Origin of the sequence: Corallococcus sp. CA047B (assembly GCF_003612065.1) — a bacterium.
Lineage (GTDB): Bacteria > Myxococcota > Myxococcia > Myxococcales > Myxococcaceae > Corallococcus > Corallococcus praedator.
On the sequence record NZ_RAWD01000012.1, the window covers coordinates 1 to 24,414 of the forward strand.

Here is a 24,414-nt window from a genome sequence, read left to right on the forward strand (position 1 = left end):
AGCGCACCCCGCCCACGCTGGAGGACGCCTACCTGCTGCTGATGAAGGACGCGCCCACGCCCCCGGCGCCGGCCGCGGCGGTGGGAGAATGAACCTGTCGAGACTGCGTCACGTGGCGCGCACGGAGTGGCGCCACCAGGTGCGCCGTCCGTTGTTCTGGGTGCTGCTGGTGCTGCTGGTGTTCGTCACGTGGGGCGTGTCGTCGGGCAGCGTCACCATTGATTCGGGCAGCACGGAGGTGGGCGGCAAGAAGGCGTGGGTGACGAGCGGCTTCGCGGTCGCGCAGACGGTCCTGCTGCTCACCTTCCTGCTGTTCACCTTCTTCGTGTCGGTGGGCGCGGGCATGGCCGTCATCTCCGACGACGAGGCGCGCGTGCAGCCGCTGCTCCACACCACGCCGCTGACGCCCGCGGAGTACGTGTGGGGCAAGTTCCTGGCGGTGCTGGGCGCGTACGTGATGGCGCTCGCGGCGATGATGGGCCTGCTCGTCTTCTTCCACCACGTCGTGCCGTCGGGGGCCGCGGCGGAGTTCCGGGGCCCCTTCGTCCTGGGACACTACGTGCGCGCGGCGGCGTGGTTCGCGCTGCCCTTGATTGTCTTCATGGCGGGGGCCGCCTTCGCCATGGGCGAGCGCACGCGCCGCGCGGTGCCGGTGTACTTCCTGCCGGTGGGCCTGTTCTTCCTGTGCGCCTTCTTCCTCTGGAACTGGTCGCCCGGCTGGTTGGATCCGCGCGTGAACCGGTTCCTGATGGCCCTGGATCCGGGCGGCTTCCGCTGGCTCACGGAGACGTGGACCAAGGTGGACCGGGGCGTGGACTTCTACAACACGCAGCCCGTGGGGCTGGACGCGCTCTTCGTCGTCAGCCGGTTCGCGCTCGTGGGCCTGGGCCTGGGCGCGGTGGCCTGGAGCGAGCGCCACTTCCGCCGCGTGCTCCGGGGGGACGTGGGGGGCAAACCCTCGCGCGCGATGCGCGACCGCATCGAGGCCCCGCCCGCGCAGGTGGCGCTGTCCCACGCGCAGGCGCCGCTGTCCGCGCTGGGCATGGGCGTGAAGCCGCCGGGGTTCTGGGCGGGGCTGTGGACGGTGACGCGGGCCGAGGCCCGGGGCCTCCTGTCGCAGCCGGGGCTCTACCTGTTCCTGCCGCTCCTGCTGTTGCAGATGGTGTCGCAGGCCGCCACGGCGACGGGGCCCTTCGACACGGAGCTGTTGCTGGTGCCGGGGCGCTTCGCGGTGCGCTCAATGAATCAGGCGTCGGTGCTCGTGTGTCTGTTGTTGATGTTCTACGTGGTGGAGTCGCTGGAGCGGGAGCAGGCGTGTGGCTTCGCGCCCGTCCACGACGCGACGCCGGTGCGCACGCTGTCGGTGCTCCTGGGCAAGGCGCTGGCGAACAGCCTGGTCGCGGTGGCGCTGCTGTCGGCCATGGCGCTCGCGGGCACGCTGGTGCAGCTGTCGCAGGGCACGGTGCCGCTCACGCTGACGCCGTACGTGTGGGTGTGGGGCCTGCTGCTGATGCCCACGTTCTTCCTGTGGACGGGCTTCATCCTGGCCGCGCGCTCGGTGACGGGGGGACGCTTCGGCACGTACGCGCTGGCGCTGGGCGCGCTGGGCCTCACGGGCTTCCTCGCCGTGCGCGGGGACCTCACCTGGGTGACCAACTGGCCGCTGTGGGACGCGGTGCGGTGGACCGACCTGGGCGCGTTCCAGGTGGACCGCTCCGCGCTGGTGCTCAACCGCGTGGCGGCGCTGGGGATGGCCGTCTTCTTCACCGCGCTGGCGGTGCGGCTGGACGGGCGGCGCGCGCGGGACTCCGTGACGACGCTGGAGGCGCTGAAGCCGTCCGGGCTGGCGCGCGGCGCGTGGCGGCTCTCGCCGTACCTGGTCGTTCCGGCGGTGGCGCTCGTGGGGCTGGGCGTGCTCGTGGGGCAGGGGTATCAGGGCGCGGCGGCGAAGCTGCGCGCGAAGCAGTACTGGCAGCAGAACCTGGCGACGTGGAAGGACGCGCCGCAGCCCGCGCTGGTGGACGTGGACCTGGACGTGGACCTGGAACCGGAGGCGAGCGCCTTCCGCACGCAAGGCACGTACACGCTGGTGAACCGTCAGGCCACGCCGCTGGCGCGCTTCGCCCTCTCCGGAGGCGATGCCTGGAAGGACGTGCGCTGGACGGTGGAGGGGAAGGACGCGGCGCCGGAGGACCGCTCGGGGTTGTATGTCTTCACGCCGTCCCCGCCGCTTGTGCCCGGGGCCACGCTGAAGGTGGGCTTCCAGTTCCAGGGCCGCGTGCCGGACGGGGCATCGCGCGAGGGGGGCACGCTCAAGGAGTTCATCCTGCCCTCGGGCGTGGTGCTCACGAGCTTCGAGCCCACGTTCGCGCCGGTGGTGGGCTACCTGGAGGAGCGCGGCGTGGATCCGAAGGAGAACCGCTACGAGCCGCGCGTGTACCCGGACGACTTCTACGTGGGGCCCACGGAGGCGGCCTGGGGCACCGGCACGCCGTTCACCACGCGGATCCGCCTGTCCGCTCCGGAGGCCTACACGCTCAACTCCGTGGGCGTGCGGGAGAGCGACACGGTGAAGGACGGCCGGCGCACCACCGTCTGGCGCAGCGACCATCCGGTGAGCCTCTTCAACATCATCGCGGGCAGGTGGGACCGGGTGGAGGGCGAGGGCACGGTGGTGTTCCACCACCCGTCGCATGGCTTCAACGTGAAGGAGATGTCGCGGGGGCTGGACGGCGCGCGCCGGTACTACTCGGAGTGGTTCCACCCGTTTCCGTGGGCGGAGCTGAAGCTGTCGGAGTTCGCCGGCCTGGACAACTACGCGCAGGGCTTCCCCACGGACATCACGTTCTCGGAGTCCATCGGGTTCCTCACGCTCACGTCGCCGGAGGTGAACGCGGTGCTGCTGGTCACCGCGCACGAAGCGGCGCACCAGTGGTGGGGCAACCTGCTCATCCCCGGCAAGGGGCCGGGCGGGGACGTGCTGTCGGAGGGCATGTCGCACTACTCGGCGCTGAAGCTGATTGAACAGCTCGACGGACCGGAGGCGCGCCGGCAGGCCGCGCGGCGCATGGAGGAGCGCTACGCGAAGGACCGGCGCGTGGATGGCGAACGGCCGCTGGTGAAGCTGGATGGCTCGCGCGAGGGCGACACGGCGGTCTTCTACGAGAAGGGCGGCTGGACGTTCTGGATGCTGGAGGACCTGATGGGCCGGCCCGCGATGCACGCGGGGCTCCAGGCCTTCCTGAAGCGCTACATGACCGACGCGGACCACCCGGTGCTGCAGGACTTCCTCGCCGTGATGCGCCCCTTCGCGCCGGACGCGGCGGCCTTCGACGCGTTCACCCAACAGGCCTTCTTCGAGGTGGTGGTGCCGGAGTACCGCGTCACCGAGGCCCGGGTGATGAAGGAGGGCGCCGAGTGGGTGACCACGGCGACGGTGACGAACGTGGGCACCGGCCGCATGCCGGTGGAGGTGGCGGTGGTGAAGGGCGAGCGCCCGGCGACACCTTCGACAGAGACGGCGCCGGCCACGGACTTCCACGAGGCGCGGGTGCGCGTGGAGCCGCTCGCGGGAGCAGGGGCGCGGGTGACGGTGCGCTCGGACTTCGCGCCGGAGCGGCTGGTGGTGGACCCGGACGTGCGCGTGCTCCAACTTCGCCGCGAGCAGGCCCTGGCCCCGCTCACCGCGCCGTGACGCGATGACATGACACGCTGACAGGTGCGCGTCCGCGCGCGTTTGACACGCTGTCAGGATGTCAGGCTTCACGCCCGGTCGCTCCCTCTGTGAGCACGCTGGCACATCGCTTGCGAAGGGCTCCCCCGCACAGCGGACCGTGAGGGTCCGGACTCGTGACGAGGGGTTCAGCACATGGTTTCAATCCAGAAGTTGGGGCTGTTGCTGTCGTTGGTGTCGACGTCGGTGTTCGCGCAGGAAGGCCTCACGACGGGCCCGGTGCCTGGGGCGCGGCGCAACGTGTTGACGGTGTCGGTGCCGGTGAGCGCGCAGTCCCGGGTGGAACTCAATGGAGAGCACGTGCTGAGCGACCGTGTCTCCGTGGGGCTGGGGGTGTTCGTGTCCCTGTATAAGTACCATCGGCAGTACGACAACGTGCCGGTCGACGAGCTGGGGGAGCAGAACGCCCGCTACTTCCAGGCGGGCCTGGCCCCGGCGATGCGCTTCTACCTGACGGGCACCGCGCCCCAGGGCCTGTGGGTGTCCCCACGCCTGGATGTGGGCTACGGGCGTGATTCCAACAAGACGGTGGGCTCCGCGGCGGTCAATCAGGCCTTCAACGAGAACCATTATGAATCCTGGTTCCTGGGAGGGGCGGGGGCCTTGGGCTACAGCATGGTGCTGGAGTCTGGCTTCACAGTCCAAGCGGGTGTGGGGCTGGGCGCCCGGCGTGAATTCTCCTCCGCCGAGTACCGCTCCCAGGACTTGCAAGGCCGCACTTCCATCCACAAGAGCGAGGACAAAAGCTGGGCCCTCACGCAGCAACTCCTGCTCAACCTGGGCTGGGCCTTCTAGGGCTCACGGGGCGTGAATCAATCCCTTGCGGGGAGGCCTCGAACGAGGTGCCACAAGGGTCCAATCGCATGACAGGAGCTCATCACATGGTGTCTATCCAGAAGTTGGGACTGTTGCTGTCGTTGGTGTCGACGTCGGTGTTCGCGCAGGAGGGCATCACGACGGGGTCGGTGCCCGTGGCGCGGCGCAACGTGGTGTCCTTGGCGCTGCCGCTGGAGGGGCTGTATCCCCAACTGGCCATCGAGGGGGAGCGCGTACTGGATGAGCACGTCTCCGTGAGCCTGGGCGTGTTCGGGTCCGTCCAGCACGACCGGTCGCGGATGGATGATCCGCCGGAGATTGGTTTCGAGGGGACGGACACCACGCAATACCGGGTGGGCCTGGCACCGGCGGTGCGCTTCTACCTGTCGGGCACCGCGCCCCAGGGCCTGTGGGTGTCACCGCGACTGGAGCTGAGCTACGGGCGGCAGACCTATGAGAACGTGGGGAACTTTCCCTCGGGTGGGGGCATCAGCTTTCCGCTCATCCCCAGCGAGTCGGAAACCTGGTCCCTGGGAGGCATGGCGCTCGTGGGCTACAGCGTGGTGCTGGAGCCCGGCTTCACCGTGCAGGCCGGCGTAGGGCTGGGCGCGCGGCGTGATGCCGTGTCCTACGACATGGTGGGTGCCAGCGTGATCGGTGAGCCTCCCGTTGAGATTGAGATGCAGAAGGGCCACCGGACGGATTGGAGCTTCACCCAGCGCGTCCTCGTCAACCTGGGCTGGGCCTTCTAGGGCTCGCGAGGCTGCGCGCTCACGGTCCACGGCGTGCGCGAGGTGTCCACCAGCAGCAGCTGGAGGTCCCAGGCTCCCGGTGCGGCCCCCGGCAGGTCGGTGGAGACGGCGAAGACGCGCGTGTCCGGCTGGGGCGTGAGCTTGAAGGTCGCGCGCGGCGAACGGTTGGCATCGTTCGAGGGCACCACGCCCAGCGTCACGGTGCCACCGGACGGCAGCGGCAGGCCGTCCTGCGCGGTGGCGCTGGCGAAGGGCACGCCCAGGAAGGGAGCGTCGGGCAGCACGCGGCGCTCCGAACCCAGCGGGCCCACGTCCACGGTGGGCGTGTCCGACGCCGCGTGCACCCAGCGCAGGCGCAGGTTGGTGGGGTCGTTCGCGAAGCGCTCCGTGAGGGGCAGCAGCGTGAACGCCGACGCGGACGGGCCAGGGGGCGAGAGGTATCCCGTGGCGACCATCAGGTAGCGCTCGCCCGGGACAAGGACGGGCGTCGTGGCGGTGGCCACCGGAGCGTCAGCAGGCCGCGCGTTGCCCGGCGTGCTGGCGAAGAAGTCGAGCACGTAGGTGCCCGGCGGCACCTGGAGCGAGCTGGACAGCGCGCCGTAGGGCAGGGCGTCGGTCAGCTCGCGGTCGCTGGAGAAGAGGTCCAGCGGCGGTGCGTCCGGGGACGCGTTCAGCACGTAGAGCGTCGGGTTCTGGCGGAGGATGGCCAGGGTGCCGTCGCGGCCGGCGGTGAGCAGCGAGAAGCTGTCGCCCGCGCGCGCGGGTTCGGCCCAGAGGCCGGTGAGGACGAGCAGCGTATCGGTGCCCGAGCCGAGCGCGGGCACGGTGAAGGACGTGAGCACCTGGTCCGTGCCTCCGGTGACGAGCCCCACCTGGAGCGCGGCGCCGGAGGGCACCACCAGCGCTTCATCGCCGGAGTTCTGGAAGCGGGAGAGGGACGCCACCTCCACCGAGCCGTCATTGCCCAGGTCCACGCCCACGTCCCGCACGTCGGAGCCCGCGTGGACGATGCGCACGCGGGACTGGCCCTGGTCCGCGGGCACGGGGTTGTCGCGCAGCAGCACCGTGCGCAGCGCCGCTTCGGAGTCCGTCGCCTGGAACCGGCCGGCGGCCACCACCGTCCAGCGCGTCCCGGCCTCCAGGCGCACCGGCATGGAGGCGACAGGCGCTGAGTCCGGAGCCGCGCCCGTGGGACGCAGCTCCACGGTCACGTTCGCGGGCTCGCGCGTGAGGTAGGACGTGGTGGTGCCATAGGCCACGGCGCGGGCCACGGGCGTGGCGTCACCGGCGAGGTAGACGTCCATCGCGGGCGCGCCCGGCGCGGCCTGCACGATGCGAAGCTGTGAGGTGGTGGGCGGGACGATGACCGGCCCGTCCTGGTCGGGGGGCGTGTCGGAGTCCACCCCGTCGCCTCCACCGCACGCGGGCGCGAGCAGGCCCAGCGACGTGAGCGCGACAGCGAGCAGTGTCTTCCTCCGCATCCAGGCCATGTCGAAGTCCCCTCCTCGGCGGTCCGCGGGCGCGGCTCGACACCGATATCGACGACGGTAGGGTGGGACCCCTCCCACACAGGGGCTACCCCCTGGAAACCCTGACTGTCGTTGCCCGACGTTGTCCTCTGGAGCACGTCGCAAGCCGTGGGCATCAGGGGACTTCAGGCCGGAGGGCCCGTGCGGGGACAGGCGAGCGGACCCCGTGGGCCCTCGTCACGCCTGCCCGGTCGCCGCACGGCGCGGAGGTCCTTCGAGAAGCACCGGCGGGGGAGGGTTCCCGAGCAGGGAAGCGGGGCGAATGGGGAATGGCCATCACCGCGCAACGACTCCGGTCCAGCCGGTGTGCCCGTTCCCTGGAAAGGTCACACCTTGTCGATAATGACGACGTGGGCCCCCGAAGGGTCCGGGAGGATGGTGTTCATGATGCGCCAAGGTCGAGCGTTGCGTCGGGGGATGGCGGTCCTGGGAGTGCTCGCGGGCCTGGGCGCCGCGGTCGCCGCGGAGCCCCGGGAGGCGCTGTCCGTGCGTCTTCCGCTGGCCGGGTATGACCTGTTGATAACGGAGGACAACGTCACGGGACAGGCGTTCCAGTTGTCCCGGCTGCCGGGAATGCTACGGGGCCGGGTGGCGGATATCCCGGTGGTGTTGCAGCTGAAGGATCAGCAGGTGAAGGGCAACATCGGCTCTTCGCTGGTGAACCTGGAGGTGAAGAAGGAGGGGGAGGTGCTGAAGGCGAAGGGAGGCTTCTGGGGCCGCCCCGTCACGCTGACGCTGTCGCCGCAGGAGATGACGGTGTACGTGAACGACTGCACGTACCGGCTGAAGGCGACGGAGCCGGGACGGAGCTACGAAGGCCGGCGCAGCTGTGATTCCTCCCTCCGGCCGCCCTCGGTCGTGACGCTGCCGGACGCCTTCCTCGCGGCCTCGCCCGAGGAGCAGGCGTCCCTGCTGCTCCTGGCGCTGTAGTTTCCCGCGTAGGTTCGGGGGGCGATGAGGCTTCCCGGAGGGGTGGTGGCGCAGTCCTGGCACCGGATGCTGCCGGTGCTGGGACTGTTCTGGGCGTTCGGGCTGGCGGCGTGCGTGAGCGATGGCGCCTTCGACGTGGACGTGAGCAGCGCGTCCGTTGGAGGTGCCGAGCACGAGGACCTGGGGTTCACATCGGAAGGCCAGTTGGAGCGTGCCAGCCCCGTGGGCGATGAGCGCGCCCGGCGGGCCGAAGCGGACCGGTTGGTGCGCGAGCTCTGGACGGTCGCGGGTGAGCGTGGAGTCCCCGGCGAGGCGTGGGTCTTCGAGTATCAGGCGCACGGAGGCGCGCTGACGTTGCTGTCCTTCCGGCGCACGGCCGTGGGACGGGGGACCGGAGCTTCCGGGGACTGGAAGGGTTTCTCCCAGGCGCTGACGCGAAGTCTGTCCACGCTGGTGGGGACGAAGAGTCGGCGCCTGCGCTTCACCCTGGAGCGTGAGCCGGAGCGCTGGCGCTTCGACCTGGAGACGGTGTCAGGGCGGGTCGCGGAGCAGGCCCGGACGGTGCCGGAGTCGTTGCCCGGCGTGTCCGAGCCCCTGCTGTCCGATGCGTTGGGGGTGGCCCGGCAACTGCTGCCCGTTCCGGGCGTTCCCCGGGAGGGAAGGGTGCGTCAGCAGGCACGGCTGCACTTCGAAGGCATGCGGCTGCTCCAGGAGAGCGAACCGGGAGTCTTCGAGGTCCAGGAGGGGCTGGGACGCCAGGGTGTCCCCGCGAGCGGGGATCCGCGCATGCCGTGGGTCCAGGCGTTGCTGCCCTTCGGGAACGCGGTGGGACGCCGCACGGTCGAAGTGGAGCTGGAAGGGCGACACGTGCGCGGTGATGCCGGGGCCCAGTGGCGGGTGGTGGCGGCGAAGCTGCTGGAGCCCCCGGCGCCACCGGAGGCGATGGAGGACATCGCGAAGGAGTACCGCGCGATGCACGAGGACATCCTGCGCCACTGGCGGCAGGAGGTGAGGGACGACGCACGTCTCGCGGGGGCGTGGTCCTTCGAACAGCTCGCGTACTGGTACGTGGGGGGATTCATCGCGAGGGGCACGCTCGGGATGTTCGAAGCTGTGGCGCCCACGGTGGTGGCGGTGCTGGGGAAGGGCGGAGCGAAGGCAGCGCAGTGGTTTCGCACGGTGCTCATCCGGACGCCGCCGGGGGAGCGCGAAGCCCTGCAGCGCATCTGGATGAAGGCGGAGGCGGAGGGCGTGGCCGCGCTCGGAGTGGGAGAGAAGGCAAAACTCCAATCCCTGCTGCGGGATATGGAACAGCGACTGCGGACGCCCCTTCAGAGCAAGTACGAGAAGGACAAGCTCCGGGAGTGGGCGCGGCAGGAGTACTTCGACGTGCTTCAACCCCAACTGGCGCGAACACTGGGACCGGAGCTCGTGGCCACGTATCCGGTGCACCATCTGGTTCCCCTCGAATACGCGCACCTGTTCCCCCTCCGGAACATCAATGTCTCGGGAAACCTGGTGGGCATGTCCCGTGAGGTCCATACGAGCATCAACTCGGTCTGGACCCTGGTCCGGAGGAGTCCGAGAAGCATTTCCGCCAATGAAGTGGATGAGGTCGCGCGCATCACCCGCAAGCACTTCGGACAGTGGTTTCACGTCGTGTACGATCCGTCGAAATCCGCGGCGGCCCTGTCCTCCGCGCACAAGGCCGCGCTGCGGGACGTCGAAGTCATGCTGGGCCTTTGAGACGTCAGCGTTTCGAGAGAAGAGGTTCACGTGGCCGGGCGCGAAGTGGGAGGGGCGGGATGGACGCGGTTGGTGGAGACCTGCCGCCGACACGGCTTCCCGGTGAGGATGGATCCGCCCGCTCCCGACGCCCCCCGACTGGGAATGCAGTGGCTCGGTGCGCCGCTCGACCCGATGCTCGCCGGGCTCTATGCACGGACGGGACGTGCCACCTTGGGGGACTTCGTGCTGTATCGCCCGGGCTCCGGTACGGACGGGGTCCTGGACGTGAACGCAGGGCTGCGCGGTCAGGGACAGACGCCATTCCCTTCCTGTGTCCTCTTCGGGCAGGTCTCGAACCTCGAATACTATTACGGCGTCGTGCCGGACCTGGCGGATGCTCACGGCGTGCAGCCCGTGCTCTACGTCGACGTTCAGGAGGAGCCGCACGTGGTCCCGGTGGCTTCCAACGTGGAGGCGCTACTCCACCAGCTCGCATGTTTCATGGACCTGCTGCCGGAGCAGTCCGACTTCGTCCCAGGTCGGTGCTCCACCGTGATGTTTCCCTTCGCGGCCGCCGAACTCATCGCGGAGGACCGTGCCCTCGTGGACATGATGCGCGCGGGTCGCTTCGACGGGCTCGTGACCCGGGACGAGGAGAGTCAGCGGTGGATGCAGCAGGTGCTCGCGGCGAGCCCAGGTCGATGAGCCCCAGGGGCACCCCGTGAATCCGCGCACGCTCTGCCTCCTCATCGCGCTGCTCGCCGCGGTGTTCGCGGTGGGCACGGCGGTGTGGCTCGCGTGGCCGGGGCCGGACCTCACCTCCCAGGCCGACCTGACCCGGCGGCCCGTCCACCTGGACCTCGGGGACGACGGCCCGGACGAAGACCCCGACGCCCCCGGCGGTGCCCTGCCTCCCGACGTCGTCGTCCTGAGCAACGGCGTCCGCCTTCCGTTCGTCCCCTCCAACTGCCACGCGGACACGCAGGCCTCGCTGTCCTGCCGGGACCTCTGCGACGCGGATGACGCGTGTCCCCCGGGGCAGGTGTGCGCGCACCGCCCGGACTTCGGCTTCCGCGAATGCCGCTCGCTGCGCGGCTTCTGCGACGACGCGTCCGACTGCATGTCCTGGGAGACCTGCCACCCCGTGGACACCTCCGCGTCCGGCCTGAGCCTCCGCCGCTGCACCCGCCTGGGCCTGCGCGTCGCCGGTGAGCGGTGCTCGGCCTCCGGTCCGGAACCGGAGGACACCTGTGTCCCGGGACTGCTCTGCCTCCAGGAGCGCTGCGGCCTGCCGTGCGACGTGCACGACCCCGACACCTGCACCCTGGGGACCGAGTGCGCGACGAACGCCTTTCGCGTGCGCGGCGCCTGCATCCCCAGTTGCCGCGACCGCCCCTGCGCCCAGGGCCAGCGCTGCGAGAAGGGCTACGACGGCGAAGTGCCCGTCTGCCAGCCCTTCGTGGGTCCCGCCTGTCAGGACGACGCGCCCTGCGCCGAGAACCAGGACTGCCTGCGCGGCTTCGCGGAGCCCAGCCTGGACACCCAGGCCTTCGAATGCCGCACGCGCTGCTCGCAAGCCACCCCCTGCGCCCGGGGGCTCACCTGCGACGCGGCCAGCGGCTACTGCGTCCAGCCCTGCACCCAGGACACGGACTGCGCGGGTCCTGAACGCTGCCACGTCCTGCACCCCCGGTCCCCCGAGCGCGGCTGTGGCGTCATCGCCGAGGGCCTTCCCACCGTCCTGCGCCGCTGACCCTCACCCGTGCGGCAGCTCCACGCGGAACGTGGAGCCCTCGCCCAGGACGCTGTCCACCTCGATGTAGCCGCCCATCGCTTCGACAATCTGCCGGGCGATCCACAACCCCAGCCCGAAGCCGCCGTAGTTGCGCTCGGACACCGCGCGCTCGAAGCGGTGGAACAGGCGCGGCAGGTGCTCCCTCGCGATGCCGATGCCGCCGTCCTTCACCCGCAGCCGCGCCCTGCCTTCGACCACGTCCAACTCCACGCGCACCGGGTTGCCCCGGCCGTACTTCAGCGCGTTGGACATCAGGTTCGTGAGCACCTGATCCAACCGCAGCCGGTCCCACTGCCCGCGCACCTCCGGCGCCAGGGACAACTCCAGCGGCGTCCCCGAGCGCGCGAACTCCGGTTCGAAGCGCTCCGCCACCTCCCGCACCAGCGCACCCAGCTCCAGTGGCACCAGCACCAGCTCCAGCTTCCCCGCGCTCAGGCGCGACACGTCCAGCAGGTCGTTCACCAGCAGCGTCTGCCGCTTCACCTGCCGGTCCACCCGCTCCAGGCCCCGCCGCAGGCGCTCCGGATCGAACTGCGCCCCCGAACGCGCAAGCCCCGCCATCAGGCTCTGCACCTGGAGCACCAGCGCGCTGATGGGCGTCTTCAGCTCATGGCTCGCGATGGACAGGAACTCCTCGCGCAGCCGGATGGCCTGCCGCGCGTCCCGGTAGAGGCTCGCGTTGTCCAGCGCCAGCGCCGCCCGCCGCGCCAGCTCCTGCGCCAGCGCCAGGTCCTGCGCGTCGTACGCCCGCTTCGACGTGACGAACGTCAGCGCCCCCAGCGTGTGCCCCCGCACCTGCAAGGGCACGCACAGGTACGCGAACGTCCCGCCCGCGTGCGCGCTCGTCGGGTCCCCGTCCGACAACCCCGAGCGCGTCTCCGGCCGCCCCGACTGGATGACCCGCATCACCACCGCCAGCCCCGGAGGCGGCACCTCGCCGGGCTCGCCCCCGCCCGCCGTGGCCACGCACCGCACCCCGCCGGACTCGTCCTCCAGGAACACGCCGCACGTCTCCGCGTACGCCGGCACCGCCAGGTGCGCCACGCGCTCCAGCGTCTCCTCCTCCTCCAGGCTCCCCGCCAGCACCCCGCCGGCCTCCGCCAGGAAGCGCTGCGCCGCCTCGCCCCGCTGACGCTCGGTGATGTCCACCATCATGCTCAGGCACTGCGGCGGCCCGTTCGCCGGGTGCACCCGGCCCGTCCACACCGCCAGTTGCACCGCGCTGCCGTCCCGCCTGCGCCCCGCCAGGTGCGCGCCGTCCAGCACCGTGCCCCGCGTGGCGCGCTCCAGGCTGTGCCGGAACGCATCCCAGTGCTCCGGCGGCACCGCCGGCAATACCTTCCCCGTCACCTCCTCCGCCGTCCACCCCAGCATCCGCTCCGCGGCCGGATTCCACAGCCGCACCGTGCCGTCCGGGTCCAACAACATGATGGCCGCGGGGCTCGCCTGGATGATGGCCTCCAGCGTCTGGTGCGCCTCGCGCAACGCCGCCCGCGCCCGCTGCTCCCGCTCCAGCAGCCGCGCCCGCGACAGCGCCTGCGCCGCGTGGTGCGCCACCAGTTGGAGGAAGGCCCGCTCGTCCTCGTCGAACCCGTGCGGCACGCTGAACGCGAACACCAGCGCCCCCAGCGCGCGGCCGTCCGCCACCAGGGGCAGACACGCCGACGACGGGGCGGGCTTCTTCATCCCTTCCAGCGCGTCCCCGCGCTCCAGCCACACGGGCCGCAAATCCCGCAGGCAGCGGGCCGCCGGCGCCTCCCCGGTGAGGGGCACCCGCCGCAGCCGCTCCTCCGCGTCCGGGGTGCAGCCCGCGCAGCGCAGCAGCGTGACGCGCGCCGTGTCCGGATCCACCAGCCACAGCCCCCCGCCCGTCGCGTCCGCCACCGCCAGCCCCTGCTCCAGCACCACCTCCGCCACGCGCGCGGCGGTGAGCGCCTCCGACAGCTCCGCGGTGACGTGCTGCAGCCGCGAGAGCCTGCCCGCCGCCACCTCCGCCGCCTGACGGGCCTGCCGCTCCGCCGCGTACGCCCGCGCCACGTCCAGCGCCATCGCCGCCCGGTCCGCCAGCTCCTGCAACAGCAGCTGCTCTCCGGGGTCGAACGGCTCGAACGGTTCGCTGGTCCGGGGCTCCGGCGCGTCCCGCCACACCGTCAGCGTCCCCATCGCTCGCCCGCGCGCCCGCAGGGGCAGCACCAGCACCGCCTCCACCCGCTGCGCCTCGCCCGTGTCCAGCACCTCCGCCGCCACGCCCTCGTCCGCGCGCATCCGCTGGGAGATGAGCGCCTGGAAGCGCACCCGGGACTCCGGCGCCGATGACGCCGACGCCACCGTGCGCAGCCACAGCCCGTCCTCCGAGAGCAGCCGCAGCGCGCACGCGGTCCCCAACAGCGGCACCACCAGCCCGCACAGCCGCTCCATCACCGCGGGAGGCTCCAGCGATGCATCCGCCAACACCCTGGAGGCCTCGGCCAGAAGCGCCAGCCGCTCCTCGATCTCCGGGGCATGCGCCCCGAAATGCCGCGCCTCGCCCAGCCTGCTGGTCGCCACCATCGTCATGCCATCCCCCCGCTGCCCCTCCATGGAACCACGTTCGCCCTCTGCACGCAGTGCGTCCCGGGTCCCGCCATCCCCGCTTTCACGGATGCAGGACACCCAAACCCCGGAACCGTTGGTGGACCGCACGCGCCTCGTTCCCGGGAGCGGCGCCCTGGGGGGCAAGGGGGGCGGTGCCCACATGGGAACACCCGGCGGTGCTTGGAAAGCAGAGGAGGGACGTGGCCACGGTTGCGGCGGCCCGGGGTTCGGCTAAAGCGGGGGCCGTGAACGCACCCTCGGATTCAACGGCCCCCTCCTCGGAGGGGCCGGATTCCCCCAAACGCATCGCGATGCTGGCGCTGGGCGCGGTAGGCATCGTCTACGGAGACATCGGCACCAGCCCGCTGTACGCCCTGCGCGAGTGCTTCACCGGCACGCACGGCGTCACCCCGACGCCGGCCAACGTGCTGGGCGTGCTGTCGCTCATCGTCTGGTCGCTCATCATCATCGTGTCGGTGAAGTACCTCATCTTCGTGATGCGCGCGGACAACCGGGGCGAGGGCGGCATCCTGGCGCTGATGGCCCTGGCCATGCAGCGCCCCCGAGGCCAGTCGCACCGCGCGCGGCCCCTGCTCATCACCCTGGGCCTGTTCGGCGCGGCGCTCATCTACGGCGACGGGGTCATCACCCCGGCCATCTCCGTGCTCAGCGCGGTGGAGGGCCTGAGCGTGGCCACCCCCGTCTTCGAGCCGTACGTCATCCCCATCTCGCTCGTCATCCTGGCGCTGCTGTTCCTGGTGCAGCGCAAGGGCACGGCCGGCATCGGCGCGGTGTTCGGTCCCCTGATGTGCGTGTGGTTCCTGGTGCTGGCGGTGCTGGGCGTGAAGGAGCTCATCCACAACCCCGCGGTGCTCTGGTCGCTGTCGCCCGTGCACGCCGTGACCTTCTTCATGGACAACGGGTGGCACGGCTTCCTGGTGCTGGGCGCCGTCATCCTGGTGGTGACGGGCGGCGAGGCGCTCTACGCGGACATGGGCCACTTCGGCGCGGGGCCCATCCGGCGCGCCTGGTTCATGCTGGTGCTGCCGTCGCTGGTGCTCAACTACCTGGGACAGGGCGCGCTGCTCTTGCGCCACGCGGAGGCCGCCCGAAACCCCTTCTTCCTGCTGGCTCCTGACTGGGCGCTGTACCCGCTCGTCGCCCTGTCCACCGCCGCCGCCGTGATTGCCTCGCAGGCCCTCATCTCCGGCTCCTTCTCCACCACCCGGCAGGCGATGCAGCTGGGCTACTGCCCGCGCATGGAGGTGGTGCACACGTCCGCGGAGGAGATGGGGCAGATCTACCTGCCCGGCCTCAACAGCGCGCTGCTGGTGGGCGTGGTGGCGCTGGTGCTGGGCTTCGGCTCCTCCAGCCGGCTGGCGGCCGCGTACGGCATCGCGGTGACGACGACCATGGGCATCACCACGATGCTCGCCTACGTGGTGGCCCGCGAGCGCTGGGGCGTCCGCCGCGCCGTGGCGCTGCCCATCGCGGGGCTGTTCATGCTGGTGGACCTGGCCTTCTTCGGCGCCAACGCCACGAAGATCGTCGACGGCGGCTGGTTCCCGCTGCTGCTCGCCGTCTGCATCTTCACCCTGATGACCACGTGGAAGCGGGGGCGCGACATCCTCGCGGCCAAGCTGCGCGCGTCGAGCATCAGCCTCAAGGACCTGCTGGGCAGCTTCGGGGACCACCCGCCGGTGCGCGTGCCCGGCACCGCCATCTTCATGACGGGCAACCCGGAGGGCACCCCGCCCGCGCTCCTGCACAATCTCAAGCACAACAAGGTGCTGCACGAGCAGGTGGTGCTGCTTACCATCATCTCCGAGGAGATTCCCCACGTGGTGGGCGCCGAGCGCGTGGAGGTGGAGCCCCTGGAGCAGGGCTTCGTGCGCGTCATCGCCCGCTACGGCTTCATGGAGAACCCCAGCATCCCGGACATCCTCAAGCGCTGCCGGGAGAAGGGCCTCCAGTTCCAGCTCATGGGCACCAGCTTCTTCCTGGGACGCGAGACCCTCATCCCCACCAAGAAGCGCGCCATGGCCGGCTGGCGCGAGGCCCTCTTCTCCTGGATGAGCCGCAACGCCCGCAGCGCCACCGCCTACTTCCGCATCCCGCCCAACCGCGTGGTGGAGCTGGGCAGCCAGGTGGAGCTGTAGGCCGGCGCCAGGATTTCCGGCGCCCCGGAACCTGACGCACGAGGACTTCACCCCGCGAAAAGAGAATCTTCTCACTCTTCACGCGGGGTCATTTCTTTGTTCCGAACACCTTTCGAGGTACAAGCCCCTGGAATCATTGGGATTTCAGGGGTTGCCCTGGGGTCGGAACGACCCTTCAGTGGCCGACAGTGGGGTCCAACCAGGGCTTTACGCAGGCGCTCGGCTGCTTCATCTTGCACCGCCGACGTCTACGAATTCCGGTTTGGATAAAAAAATACGGTAGGGCAGCAACACTTTGGCCGATGAATCGAGAATCTTTTCGCGGGGCAGAAATAATCCTGTCCCGGCGTACGAGAACTTGGTTACCCTGCGGCCAGGTGTCCCCCGACACCCGGCGTCTGAAACGAGGTCAGCCTTCCATGCTCCAGGCCATCGCCCCTGCCTCCATGTCCTCCTCGGTTTCCGCCGTGAAGTCCGTCATGCCGTGGGCCGAGCGCCCGCTGATGCCCCTGTCGGAGGCGGCGCCGTACACGGTGCTGAGCGCGCAGGAGCTGTACCCGCGAATCTGCGTGCGTGATCCGTACTTCGCGCTCAAGGACGTGACGGTGCTGCCGGGTGAGGTGGTGGCTCGGGTGCCGGTGCAGATGGACCCCGACGCGCAGGCGATGCCGATTGGACTGGGCGAGGCGGGCCGTCACCTGGCCATCCTGGGCTCCTGTGCCTCCGCGCTGGTGGCGCCCAAGGACGGGCAGCACTTCTACCTGGCGAGCGCCGCGCGCGGTCAGTGGCTGTCGTCGCAGCCGCAGGAGCGCACCACGGACCTGCTGTGGGCGCTGGCGCAGGCGGAGTACACGGGCAAGCGCACCTGCACGGCGCGCACGCTGCTCTCCGCGTCGGACGGCACGCCGCTGTTCCGGCTGGAGGTGGACTACAACGTGCTGTCCGCCGCCGCCTTCACCCGCCTGTTCGGTCAGGCGAAGCTGGAGATGCGCGCCGCCCCCCGCCCCGCGGACAACGTGCAGCGCACCCCGGAGGAGTGGGCGAAGCTGCGGCAGAACCCGTACAGCAAGCCGCTGGAGCTGTCGGACTGGCGGATGGACGGGGACACCCTGCGCTCGTCGCTGGTCGTCACGACGGAGCTGTGCAAGGGCCACTTCGCGATGCACCCGGTGATGCCGGTGGCCGTCGTCGCGGGCGGGATGACGCGCATGGCGACCACGCTGGGCCGCTCGCTGGAGCAGTGCGACACCGCCCGCTTCGTGGCGAAGGACGTGAAGCTGTCCGCGGACAGCCTGGCCTACGCGGGGCAGACGGTGGTGTTCGGCTCACGCCGCACCAGGGTGCGCGGCGCGGACCACACGTTCGAGTGCTTCGCGTCCGTCGGCGAGCGCGTCGTCGCGCAGCTGGATGTGACCTTCACCCGCGTCGACTGAAGCAGCGGCGACGCGGTGCGGGGAGCGGCGGGCGCGGGAGGACCGCGGCCCTCAGCTCCACTGGATGTCGTAGTCCACGCGGTCCAGGCCCTGCTGCTTCGCGGTGACGTTGCCCGTGAGCCCCAGGACCTTGAGCGAACCGGTGAGGATGCCCACGTGGTACGCGGGCGGCATCATGTCCCGGCGCATGCGCAGGGTGCCGGACTTGGTCCCCGTGGTGAGGTACTCGCGGTTGCCGTAGGACACCGCCGCGCTGTACGCCATCTGCGCGCCCGCGAAGAGCTTCTGCGGGTCGCCTCGGGAGATGATGCCGAAGATGAGCATCCCCGGCCCGGTGGAGTAGCGCGTGATGCTCACCTCGCCGCACGCCTGGAACACGGCCTCCGGCGAGCCCAACTGGCCCTCCAGCAGGTCGGCCACGGTGTAGAGCAGCAAGAGCAGCTCCTTCGCCGGATACGAGCGCAGCTCCGCGTAGTCGTGGTCCAGCTCCCCCACGCGAACCTTCTCCATCCCGTTCGCGCCCGCGTGCTGCTGCACCAGGCTGAACACGGATTTGAAGATGAGCCCTCGGACCGAATCCCCGGACTGGAGGATGGCGATCCTGGCGGCGAGCTCGGTCTTGTCCGACGGCATGACTTCCAACTCCTTGCTTCCCGGTGGTGAGGAAGCGAACCCCAGCTTAACGGGACACTCCCGTCTGTCGACAAAGCACCTGCCCCGTGACTCCTACCCGGTGGGATTCCCCTGCACAACGCCGGGTGTCAGGGCGGACAGGACGACGTGGTGGGTCGGGTGCATCCCAGCCCGTCAAGCACGGGGAAGGAAACGCACGGGGGCGCCGTCAGCGCTCGTCGAGCAGCAGGGGCGCGAAGCCGGCGGCGTCGCATGAGGCGAGCACGTAGCGCACGCCGCCCCGGTCCCCGGTGAAGCCCGCGCTGATTCCGCCCGCGTGCAGGTGGCCGTAGACGCAGACCTTGGGCGCGAACGCTTCGATGGGGGCGCTGAACGCGGTGGGCCGCTCGTTGGCGTACACCGGCGGGAAGTGCACGGCGACGATGCGCGTGAGCGGCGTGGGACTGGCCTGCTCCTTCTTGCGCGCGTCCTCCAGCGACGTGGCCAGCCTTCGCGTCTCGCGCTCCACGTAGCCCGCGTCGGACGGCTCGTCGCCCATCTCCCCGCCGGGCATGGGCGGCGCTTCCGGCGCGGTCCACAGCCGCGTGCCGGCGATGACCCACGGGCCCATCACCACCGCGTTGTTGTGGAGGAAGCCCTCCAGCGTGCGGAACGGCTCCAGCAGCTTGCGCAGCTTGGACGCGGAGTCACCCCACCAGTAGTCGTGGTTGCCGCGCACCAGCACCTTGCGTCCGGGCCGCGCGTCCAGCCACGCCAGGTCGTCCATCACCTCGTGCGCCCGCGTGGCCCAGGAGATGTCGCCCGCGACGATGACCACGTCCTCCGGCCGCACCCGTTCGTCCCACGCGCGTTGCAGCGGGAGCGGATGGTCCGTCCAACCGAAGCGGTGCATGTCCTTCTGCCGCGTGGAGGGCAGGTGTGTGTCGCCAATGCCGAAGAGCCGCATGATGCTGGCGTCATAGCGGATGGCCCGCCCCCGTGGTGGCCCTTCGCACCCGCCCTCCGCCCGGGCCCGCCGCCCGTGCGGTCCGCTCCTGTCCGAATTCCAACCTGATACAGGAAAAGATGTAACAAAACGTTACGTCACGGATGTCCTGAAACACGTCAGTGCGACAAGCATGCACCACTCGCACCGTCGGTCCGCATCCACGGGCCCTGGGATGTAGGCAATTCCATGATTTCAGGGGCTTGGAGTCAAGGGGTGTCGGACGGGGTTCGCGAGGGTGGTGCATGGATGTACCGGTCGCGGAAGAAAACTGGACGAAGGTGACGGGCCGGACGGGCTGGCACGCGTGGTGCTGTAGAAGTGACGTGGGCCTCTCCCGTGGAAATGCGGGGGTGGGTCATGGAGTCCTCCCCCGACTTTGGAGTTCCCTCATGTCAACGTTCCGCAATCCGTTCGCGGCGGCCGCCGCCGCCCTGGTGCTGTCCGCGTGTGGTCCTCAGGCGCAGCCCACGGAGCCCACCCCTTCCGAGACCGAGACGCCGTCGCAGCCGACGGACACGGCCGGCAGCGCCCAGCCGCGTGAGTTGGATCCGCTGTTCGCGCAGGCCGCGCAGGAGTTCAACGTCCCGGCGGAGCTGCTCAAGGCGGTCTCCTACACGGAGACGCGCTGGCAGATGGTGCGGGGCACGGAGGAGTTCCCGGGCCAGCAGCCCGCGTTCGGCCTGATGGCCCTGCGCGGCGCGGACCTGGAGCAGGGCGCGGCGCTGGCCGGCGTGTCGGCGGAAGCGGTGCGCACGGACGCGGCGGCGAACATCCGCGCGGGCGCGGCGCTGCTCTCCCAGTTCGCCACCGAGGCGAAGGTGGAGCGCGGGGACCTGGGCGCGTGGGCGTCCGTGGTGGCGCGGCTGAGCGGCATCAGCAACGTGGAGGCGCAGGCGGAGCACGTGCACAAGGGCGTGTACGCGGTCATCAACGAGGGCGCGGTGGCGCTCAACACGGACGGCTCCGTGGCCGCCACGCTGGAGCCCGTGAAGGTGGAGGCGAAGTTCGAGCGCCCCCAGGTCCGCGCGATGGCGGCGGGGCCGAACTACGCGGCGTCCATCTGGCGTCCGGCGCCCAGCAGCAACTACGGCGCGCGCACGTCGGGCGCGGCGGGCGACCCGTCGATGATCATCATCCACACGTGTGAAGGCAGCTACTCCTCGTGCTGGAGCTGGCTCACCAACAGCGCGTCGGGCGTGAGCGCGCACTACGTGGTGAACGAGAGCGGCAGCGAAGTGTCCCAGCTGGTGAACGAGGCCAACCGCGCTTTCCACATCGGCGCGACGTACGACTGCTCGCTCAACAGCAGCAAGGAGTGCTGGCTCAACGGCACGCAGTCCAACCACTTCACCATCGGCATCGAGCACGGCGGCTTCGCCAGCCAGACCAGCTTCCCGGCCGGTCAGATTGACGCGTCCGCCAAGCTGTCGTGCGACATCGCGCGCGACAACGCCATCCTGAAGGACAGCTACCACATCGTGGCGCACGGCAAGCTGCAGCCCGCGACGCGCACGGACCCGGGTCCCAACTGGCCGTGGTCGTCCTACCTGAGCAAGATCAACAGCTACTGCGGCACCACGACGCCCACCGGGCAGATCATCATCGACAGCAACAGCGCCAACAACGACGCGGCCCAGGCGCGCTTCGAGCTGACGGGCACGTGGACCGCGGGCACCAGCGCCGGCTACTACGGCAGCGGCTACTACTACGCGGCCACGGAGGCCATCTCCGAGCCGGCGACGTTCTGGTTCTACCTGCCCACCGCGCAGACGCGCACGGTGGACGCGTGGTGGGTGGCGGGCACGAACCGCTCCTCCGCCGCGGCGTTCATCTCCTTCAACGCGGCCGGCACCAACCTGGGCACGGCGACCGTGAACCAGCAGGCCAACGGCGGCCAGTGGGTGCAGCTGGGCTCGTACAGCTTCACCGCCGGCTGGAACAAGGTGCAGCTGAGCCGCTGGCAGGCCGCGGGCTCGGTGGTCATCGCCGACGCCGTCCGGGTGCGCTGAGGTGAAGGCACGGGGCCTTGAACGGAAGGCGCGTTTGGGGCCCCTCCGGGCACGGACGTGGTGCGCCGTGCTCGGGTTGCTGGGCGCCGTGGGGTGCGAGGGCCGCTGTGGCGGCGCTTCCCCCGCGGCCCCGGGTACCCCGTCGCAGTTGTCGGAAGCGGAGCGCAGGGCCCTGCCGGGCACCATCGTCTTCCTCTCCGAACGGGCGGGACAGAAGGACGTCTGGCGGGTGACGCCTGACGGGCAGGAGACGCAGGTCACCTCCGCGCCGGAGGATGAATACCCCGGTCCCCCGTCACCGGATGGCCGCCAGGTGCTGGTGGTGGCGTCGGGCGAGGCGAACGGGCGCGTGTTCCAGCAGCTGCGAGTCCAGCCCCTGGATGGCGGCGCGACGGTGGCGCTGCATCCGCCCCGGACCCGCGCGCGCAACGCGAGCTGGGGCCCGGACGGCACGTGGCTGGTGACGGAGTCGGACGCCCAGGGCTTCAGCGACGTGGTGCGCGCGCTGCCCACCGCGAACGCCGTGGACACGCAGGTGACGCACGTGAAGCAGGGCTGCTTCGAGCCCGACGTGTCCCCGGACGGCACGCAGGTGGCGTGCGTGTGCAGTGGCGACGGGGATCCGGAGGTCTACGTCTACCGCGCGGACGGCACGGGCGAGCCGCGCCGCATCACCACGTTCTACATGGAGGACCGCTCGCCGCGATGGAGCCCGGACGGGAAGTGGCTCCTGTTCGTGAGCAACCGCGAGCGCCGGGAGCGGATGTACCTGGTGCGGCCGGATGGCTCCGACCTGCGCGTGCTGTCCGGCGAGGGCTACGCGGGCGACGAGCGCGAGGCCGTGTTCAGCCCGGACAGCCAGCGCGTGGCGTACGTGGCGCGGTCGGCGGACGGCAAGAGCCGCATCTGGGTGGCGCAGGTGGCGGGCGGCGCTCCGGTGGCGCTCACGGACGGCACCCACCGCGACGACATGCCGGCGTGGAGTCCGGACGGCAAGGCGCTGGTGTTCGTCTCCGAGCGCGACGGCGACACCGACCTGTACCTGATGCGCGCGGACGGCACGGGCCAGACGCGGCTCACCACGGCGAAGGGCGCGGACTGGCTGCCCCGCTGGTTCACGTCCCGCTAGCCGGCCCGCTGCCTCACGGCCTCGGGTTCGGTGGCTTCGGATTCCGTGGAGCCGGGCTTCGAGGCGACGTCCAGCGGCACGCTGAAGAAGAAGGTGGCGCCCTGGTCCGGTTCGCTCTCCACCCAGATGTGGCCGCCGTGGGCCTCCACGATGAGCCGGCTGATGTAGAGCCCCAGGCCCAGCCCCTTGCCGTCCGCGGAGCGTCCATCCTCGGTGCGGTAGTACTTGTCGAACAGGCGCGCGGCGTCGCGGGCGGCCAGGCCCGCGCCCAGGTTGCTCACCGACACCACGGCCTGGTCGTGCACGGCGGACAGGCGCACGTCCACCGGCGTGCCCTTGGGGCTGTATTTGATGGCGTTGGTCAGGAGGTTGGTCACCACGCGCTCCACCCGCGCGGCGTCCATGAGGACGGGGGGCACCGAGCACCCCAGGTGCAGCCGGAAGCGCTCGCGCGCGTCGGGGGCCACGTCGCGCTCCAGCACCTCCTCCAGGAAGCGGCCCAGGTCGCGCGACTCGCGGCGCAGGGTGACACTGCCGGACTCCAGGCGTGAGCCCTCCAGCAGCTCCTCGATCATCGTGTTCATCCACTCCACGTTGTGGATGATGGCCTGGGTCATGTGGCCCTCGCGCTCCAGCTTCCGCTCGTGCAGCGCGCGCTGGAGCAGGTGGGCGCGCAGGTTGATGGTGTGCAGGGGGTTGCGCAGGTCGTGGGAGATGAGGCCCACGTATTCCTCGCGCAGCTTCTCCAGTTCGCGGCGCTCGGTGACGTCGCGCAGGACGGCGATGGTGGTGGCGTCCTCCTCGCCCTCCAGCGGGGACAGCCGCACCTCCAGGGGCACGCAGGTGCCGTCCTGGCGCCGGCCGGACACCATCCGCCCGCCTCCGGTGGGGCGCGGCGTGGCGCTGGGGTTGGACGGGCCGTGCAGGCCCTCGGGCACCAGCAGCTCCACGCTCCGGTCCAGCAGGGCTTCGCGCCGGTAGCCGAACACGCGCTCCGCCTCCGCGTTGGCGAAGCGCACGCGGCCGGTGGCGTCCAGCACGACCATCGGGTCGGGCGCGGTGTCCAGGAAGGTGCGGAATCTCACCTCGGAGGCCTCCAGCGCGGTGGTGGCCCGTCTGCGTTCGGTGTCCAGCAGGTCCAGCGCGCGCGCCGCCATCAGCACCAGCGTGGCGCCGCCGGCGGCCACCACGGTCGCGAAGAGGGGGAACTTCGCGTCGTGGCTGAGCCTGCCCGACAGGTGCATCACCACCAGCGTCAGCCCCAGCACTGGCGGCCCCATCAGCGTCACCGGCACCAGCCGCCGCGCCACGAAGCCGCCCAGCGTGTCCTGCGTGAGCCGCGCCATCAGCCCCAGGTCCGGACGCGCGCACAGCGTGCCCACCGCCAGGAGGATGAGCATGCAGGTGGTGTGCAGCCCCATGCTGCGCTCCTGGAAGAACGGCACGGCGGGCGTCACCAGCGGGCCCAGCAGGAAGCCGTTGAGGCCCAGCAGCGCCGCCATCAGCGCCAGCGCCACCAGCGCGTCGGACCAGGACAGCCGCTGGGGAGAGCCCTTGTCCAGCAGCGCCAGCGCCGGGCCCAGCAGCATCAGGCACAGCGACGTCAGCGGCGAGGGCTTGATGCCGGGCGACGCGAAGCCGTCCTCGCCGAAGAGGCGCAGGAACAGCGCATCCAGTCCGCCCCGCATGCCCCCGATGACGAGCCCGTCCACGAGGCTCGCCGCGCCCACGACGGCGGTGGCCCAGGCCAGCACGGTGCCCAACTGGCGGTGTCGGGGGCTCGCGCCGCACCGCAGGCGCAGGCCCAGGGCGCCGCCCGCGAACATCAATCCGAGCGCGGCGCTGGGCCGCATCGCCGGCAGCGCGGCGCCCATGGACTTGAGCACCATGACGTCCAGTGCCCAACCCACCAGCACCAACAGGCCCACCAGGCAGGCGGCGGCCGCGGAACTGCGCGCAAGGGCACGGACCAACGCCGTGCTTCGTGGCATGGATCGGCCGCTCATTGTCCGCGTCCCCCCCGGAACGCCAGCATCGCACCTGCCCACAACATCACGCCTCAAGGGCCGCTCCGGCAATACGACGCCAGGGCCGTCGCATGTCCGCCGAAGGCAGGGATATCCGACTTGTCGGGGTGAGATACGACAACGGCCGGACATCGTGCGGCGGCGGAAGGCGGGTCCAGGCTCCCTTGAGGGAGGCCCCT

General features: G+C 70.8%; 16 protein-coding genes. 11 read left to right on the plus strand and 5 right to left on the minus strand.

From position 1 onward, the window contains the following. Nucleotides 1–88 precede the first annotated feature (88 nt). The 3 genes from D7X74_RS03900 (at nucleotide 89) to D7X74_RS03910 (ending at nucleotide 5,301) form a co-directional block, all read left to right on the plus strand. Nucleotides 89–3,694, plus strand: coding sequence for a M1 family aminopeptidase (locus D7X74_RS03900; protein ID WP_120531556.1), 3,606 nt, complete (start codon nucleotides 89–91; stop codon nucleotides 3,692–3,694). A 174-nt stretch (nucleotides 3,695–3,868) separates the two neighbouring features. Next, on the plus strand, nucleotides 3,869–4,528 hold the full coding sequence (locus D7X74_RS03905; protein ID WP_120531557.1) for a DUF3575 domain-containing protein: 660 nt from the start codon (nucleotides 3,869–3,871) through the stop codon (nucleotides 4,526–4,528). A gap of 86 nt (nucleotides 4,529–4,614) precedes the next feature. Further along, nucleotides 4,615–5,301 carry a hypothetical protein gene (locus D7X74_RS03910; protein ID WP_120531558.1) on the plus strand — a complete coding sequence of 229 codons (687 nt, stop codon included), beginning with the start codon at nucleotides 4,615–4,617 and terminating at the stop codon, nucleotides 5,299–5,301. Here D7X74_RS03910 and D7X74_RS03915 read toward each other — a convergent pair. Then, the gene (locus D7X74_RS03915; RefSeq protein ID WP_120531559.1) at nucleotides 5,298–6,791 is read right to left on the minus strand and encodes a DUF4397 domain-containing protein; all 1,494 of its coding nucleotides are present in this window, start codon (nucleotides 6,789–6,791) and stop codon (nucleotides 5,298–5,300) included. The genes D7X74_RS03910 and D7X74_RS03915 overlap by 4 nt on opposite strands. A gap of 456 nt (nucleotides 6,792–7,247) precedes the next feature. On the opposite strand from D7X74_RS03915, the gene D7X74_RS03920 reads away from it, so the two are divergent. From D7X74_RS03920 to D7X74_RS03935, 4 genes are read left to right on the plus strand one after another with little or no spacing between them, the layout of a single operon-like run. After that, nucleotides 7,248–7,760, plus strand: a complete 513-nt coding sequence (locus tag D7X74_RS03920) for a hypothetical protein (RefSeq protein ID WP_233595339.1) — start codon at nucleotides 7,248–7,250, stop codon at nucleotides 7,758–7,760. Between the two features lie 24 nt (nucleotides 7,761–7,784). Next, nucleotides 7,785–9,506 carry a hypothetical protein gene (locus tag D7X74_RS03925; RefSeq protein WP_147446462.1) on the plus strand — a complete coding sequence of 574 codons (1,722 nt, stop codon included), beginning with the start codon at nucleotides 7,785–7,787 and terminating at the stop codon, nucleotides 9,504–9,506. Nucleotides 9,507–9,536: 30 nt separating this feature from the next. Beyond that, nucleotides 9,537–10,193: a hypothetical protein gene (locus tag D7X74_RS03930; protein WP_147444208.1), complete on the plus strand. Its 657-nt coding sequence runs from the start codon at nucleotides 9,537–9,539 to the stop codon at nucleotides 10,191–10,193. A gap of 16 nt (nucleotides 10,194–10,209) precedes the next feature. Beyond that, a complete protein-coding gene (locus D7X74_RS03935; RefSeq protein ID WP_120531562.1) occupies nucleotides 10,210–11,241 on the plus strand; it encodes a hypothetical protein in 1,032 nt (343 codons plus the stop codon). Between the two features lie 3 nt (nucleotides 11,242–11,244). Here D7X74_RS03935 and D7X74_RS03940 read toward each other — a convergent pair whose 3' ends face one another. After that, nucleotides 11,245–13,839 carry a GAF domain-containing protein gene (locus D7X74_RS03940; RefSeq protein ID WP_120531563.1) on the minus strand — a complete coding sequence of 865 codons (2,595 nt, stop codon included), beginning with the start codon at nucleotides 13,837–13,839 and terminating at the stop codon, nucleotides 11,245–11,247. A gap of 329 nt (nucleotides 13,840–14,168) precedes the next feature. Here D7X74_RS03940 and D7X74_RS03945 point away from each other — a divergent pair, with 329 nt between their 5' ends. Both D7X74_RS03945 and D7X74_RS03950 read left to right on the plus strand, forming a co-directional pair. Then, a complete protein-coding gene (locus D7X74_RS03945) occupies nucleotides 14,169–16,016 on the plus strand; it encodes a potassium transporter Kup (protein WP_120531564.1) in 1,848 nt (615 codons plus the stop codon). 419 nt (nucleotides 16,017–16,435) lie between these two features. After that, nucleotides 16,436–17,449 carry a hypothetical protein gene (locus D7X74_RS03950; RefSeq protein WP_199732684.1) on the plus strand — a complete coding sequence of 338 codons (1,014 nt, stop codon included), beginning with the start codon at nucleotides 16,436–16,438 and terminating at the stop codon, nucleotides 17,447–17,449. A 51-nt stretch (nucleotides 17,450–17,500) separates the two neighbouring features. On the opposite strand, the gene D7X74_RS03955 is transcribed toward D7X74_RS03950, so the two are convergent. Then, nucleotides 17,501–18,082, minus strand: a complete 582-nt coding sequence (locus D7X74_RS03955) for a DUF2378 family protein (protein WP_120531566.1) — start codon at nucleotides 18,080–18,082, stop codon at nucleotides 17,501–17,503. 208 nt (nucleotides 18,083–18,290) lie between these two features. Continuing rightward, complete coding sequence (locus D7X74_RS03960) at nucleotides 18,291–19,028, minus strand: metallophosphoesterase (protein WP_120531567.1); 738 nt, start codon at nucleotides 19,026–19,028, stop codon at nucleotides 18,291–18,293. 431 nt (nucleotides 19,029–19,459) lie between these two features. Here D7X74_RS03960 and D7X74_RS03965 point away from each other — a divergent pair, with 431 nt between their 5' ends. After that, nucleotides 19,460–21,079 (plus strand): N-acetylmuramoyl-L-alanine amidase, encoded by a 1,620-nt coding sequence (locus D7X74_RS03965; protein WP_120531568.1) that lies wholly within the window; start codon nucleotides 19,460–19,462, stop codon nucleotides 21,077–21,079. A gap of 76 nt (nucleotides 21,080–21,155) precedes the next feature. Beyond that, nucleotides 21,156–22,208: an LpqB family beta-propeller domain-containing protein gene (locus tag D7X74_RS03970; RefSeq protein WP_370450707.1), complete on the plus strand. Its 1,053-nt coding sequence runs from the start codon at nucleotides 21,156–21,158 to the stop codon at nucleotides 22,206–22,208. On the opposite strand, the gene D7X74_RS03975 is transcribed toward D7X74_RS03970, so the two are convergent. After that, on the minus strand, nucleotides 22,205–24,199 hold the full coding sequence (locus tag D7X74_RS03975; protein ID WP_158620298.1) for a cell wall metabolism sensor histidine kinase WalK: 1,995 nt from the start codon (nucleotides 24,197–24,199) through the stop codon (nucleotides 22,205–22,207). The two genes, D7X74_RS03970 and D7X74_RS03975, sit on opposite strands and share 4 nt — an antisense overlap. Nucleotides 24,200–24,414: the final 215 nt, after the last annotated feature.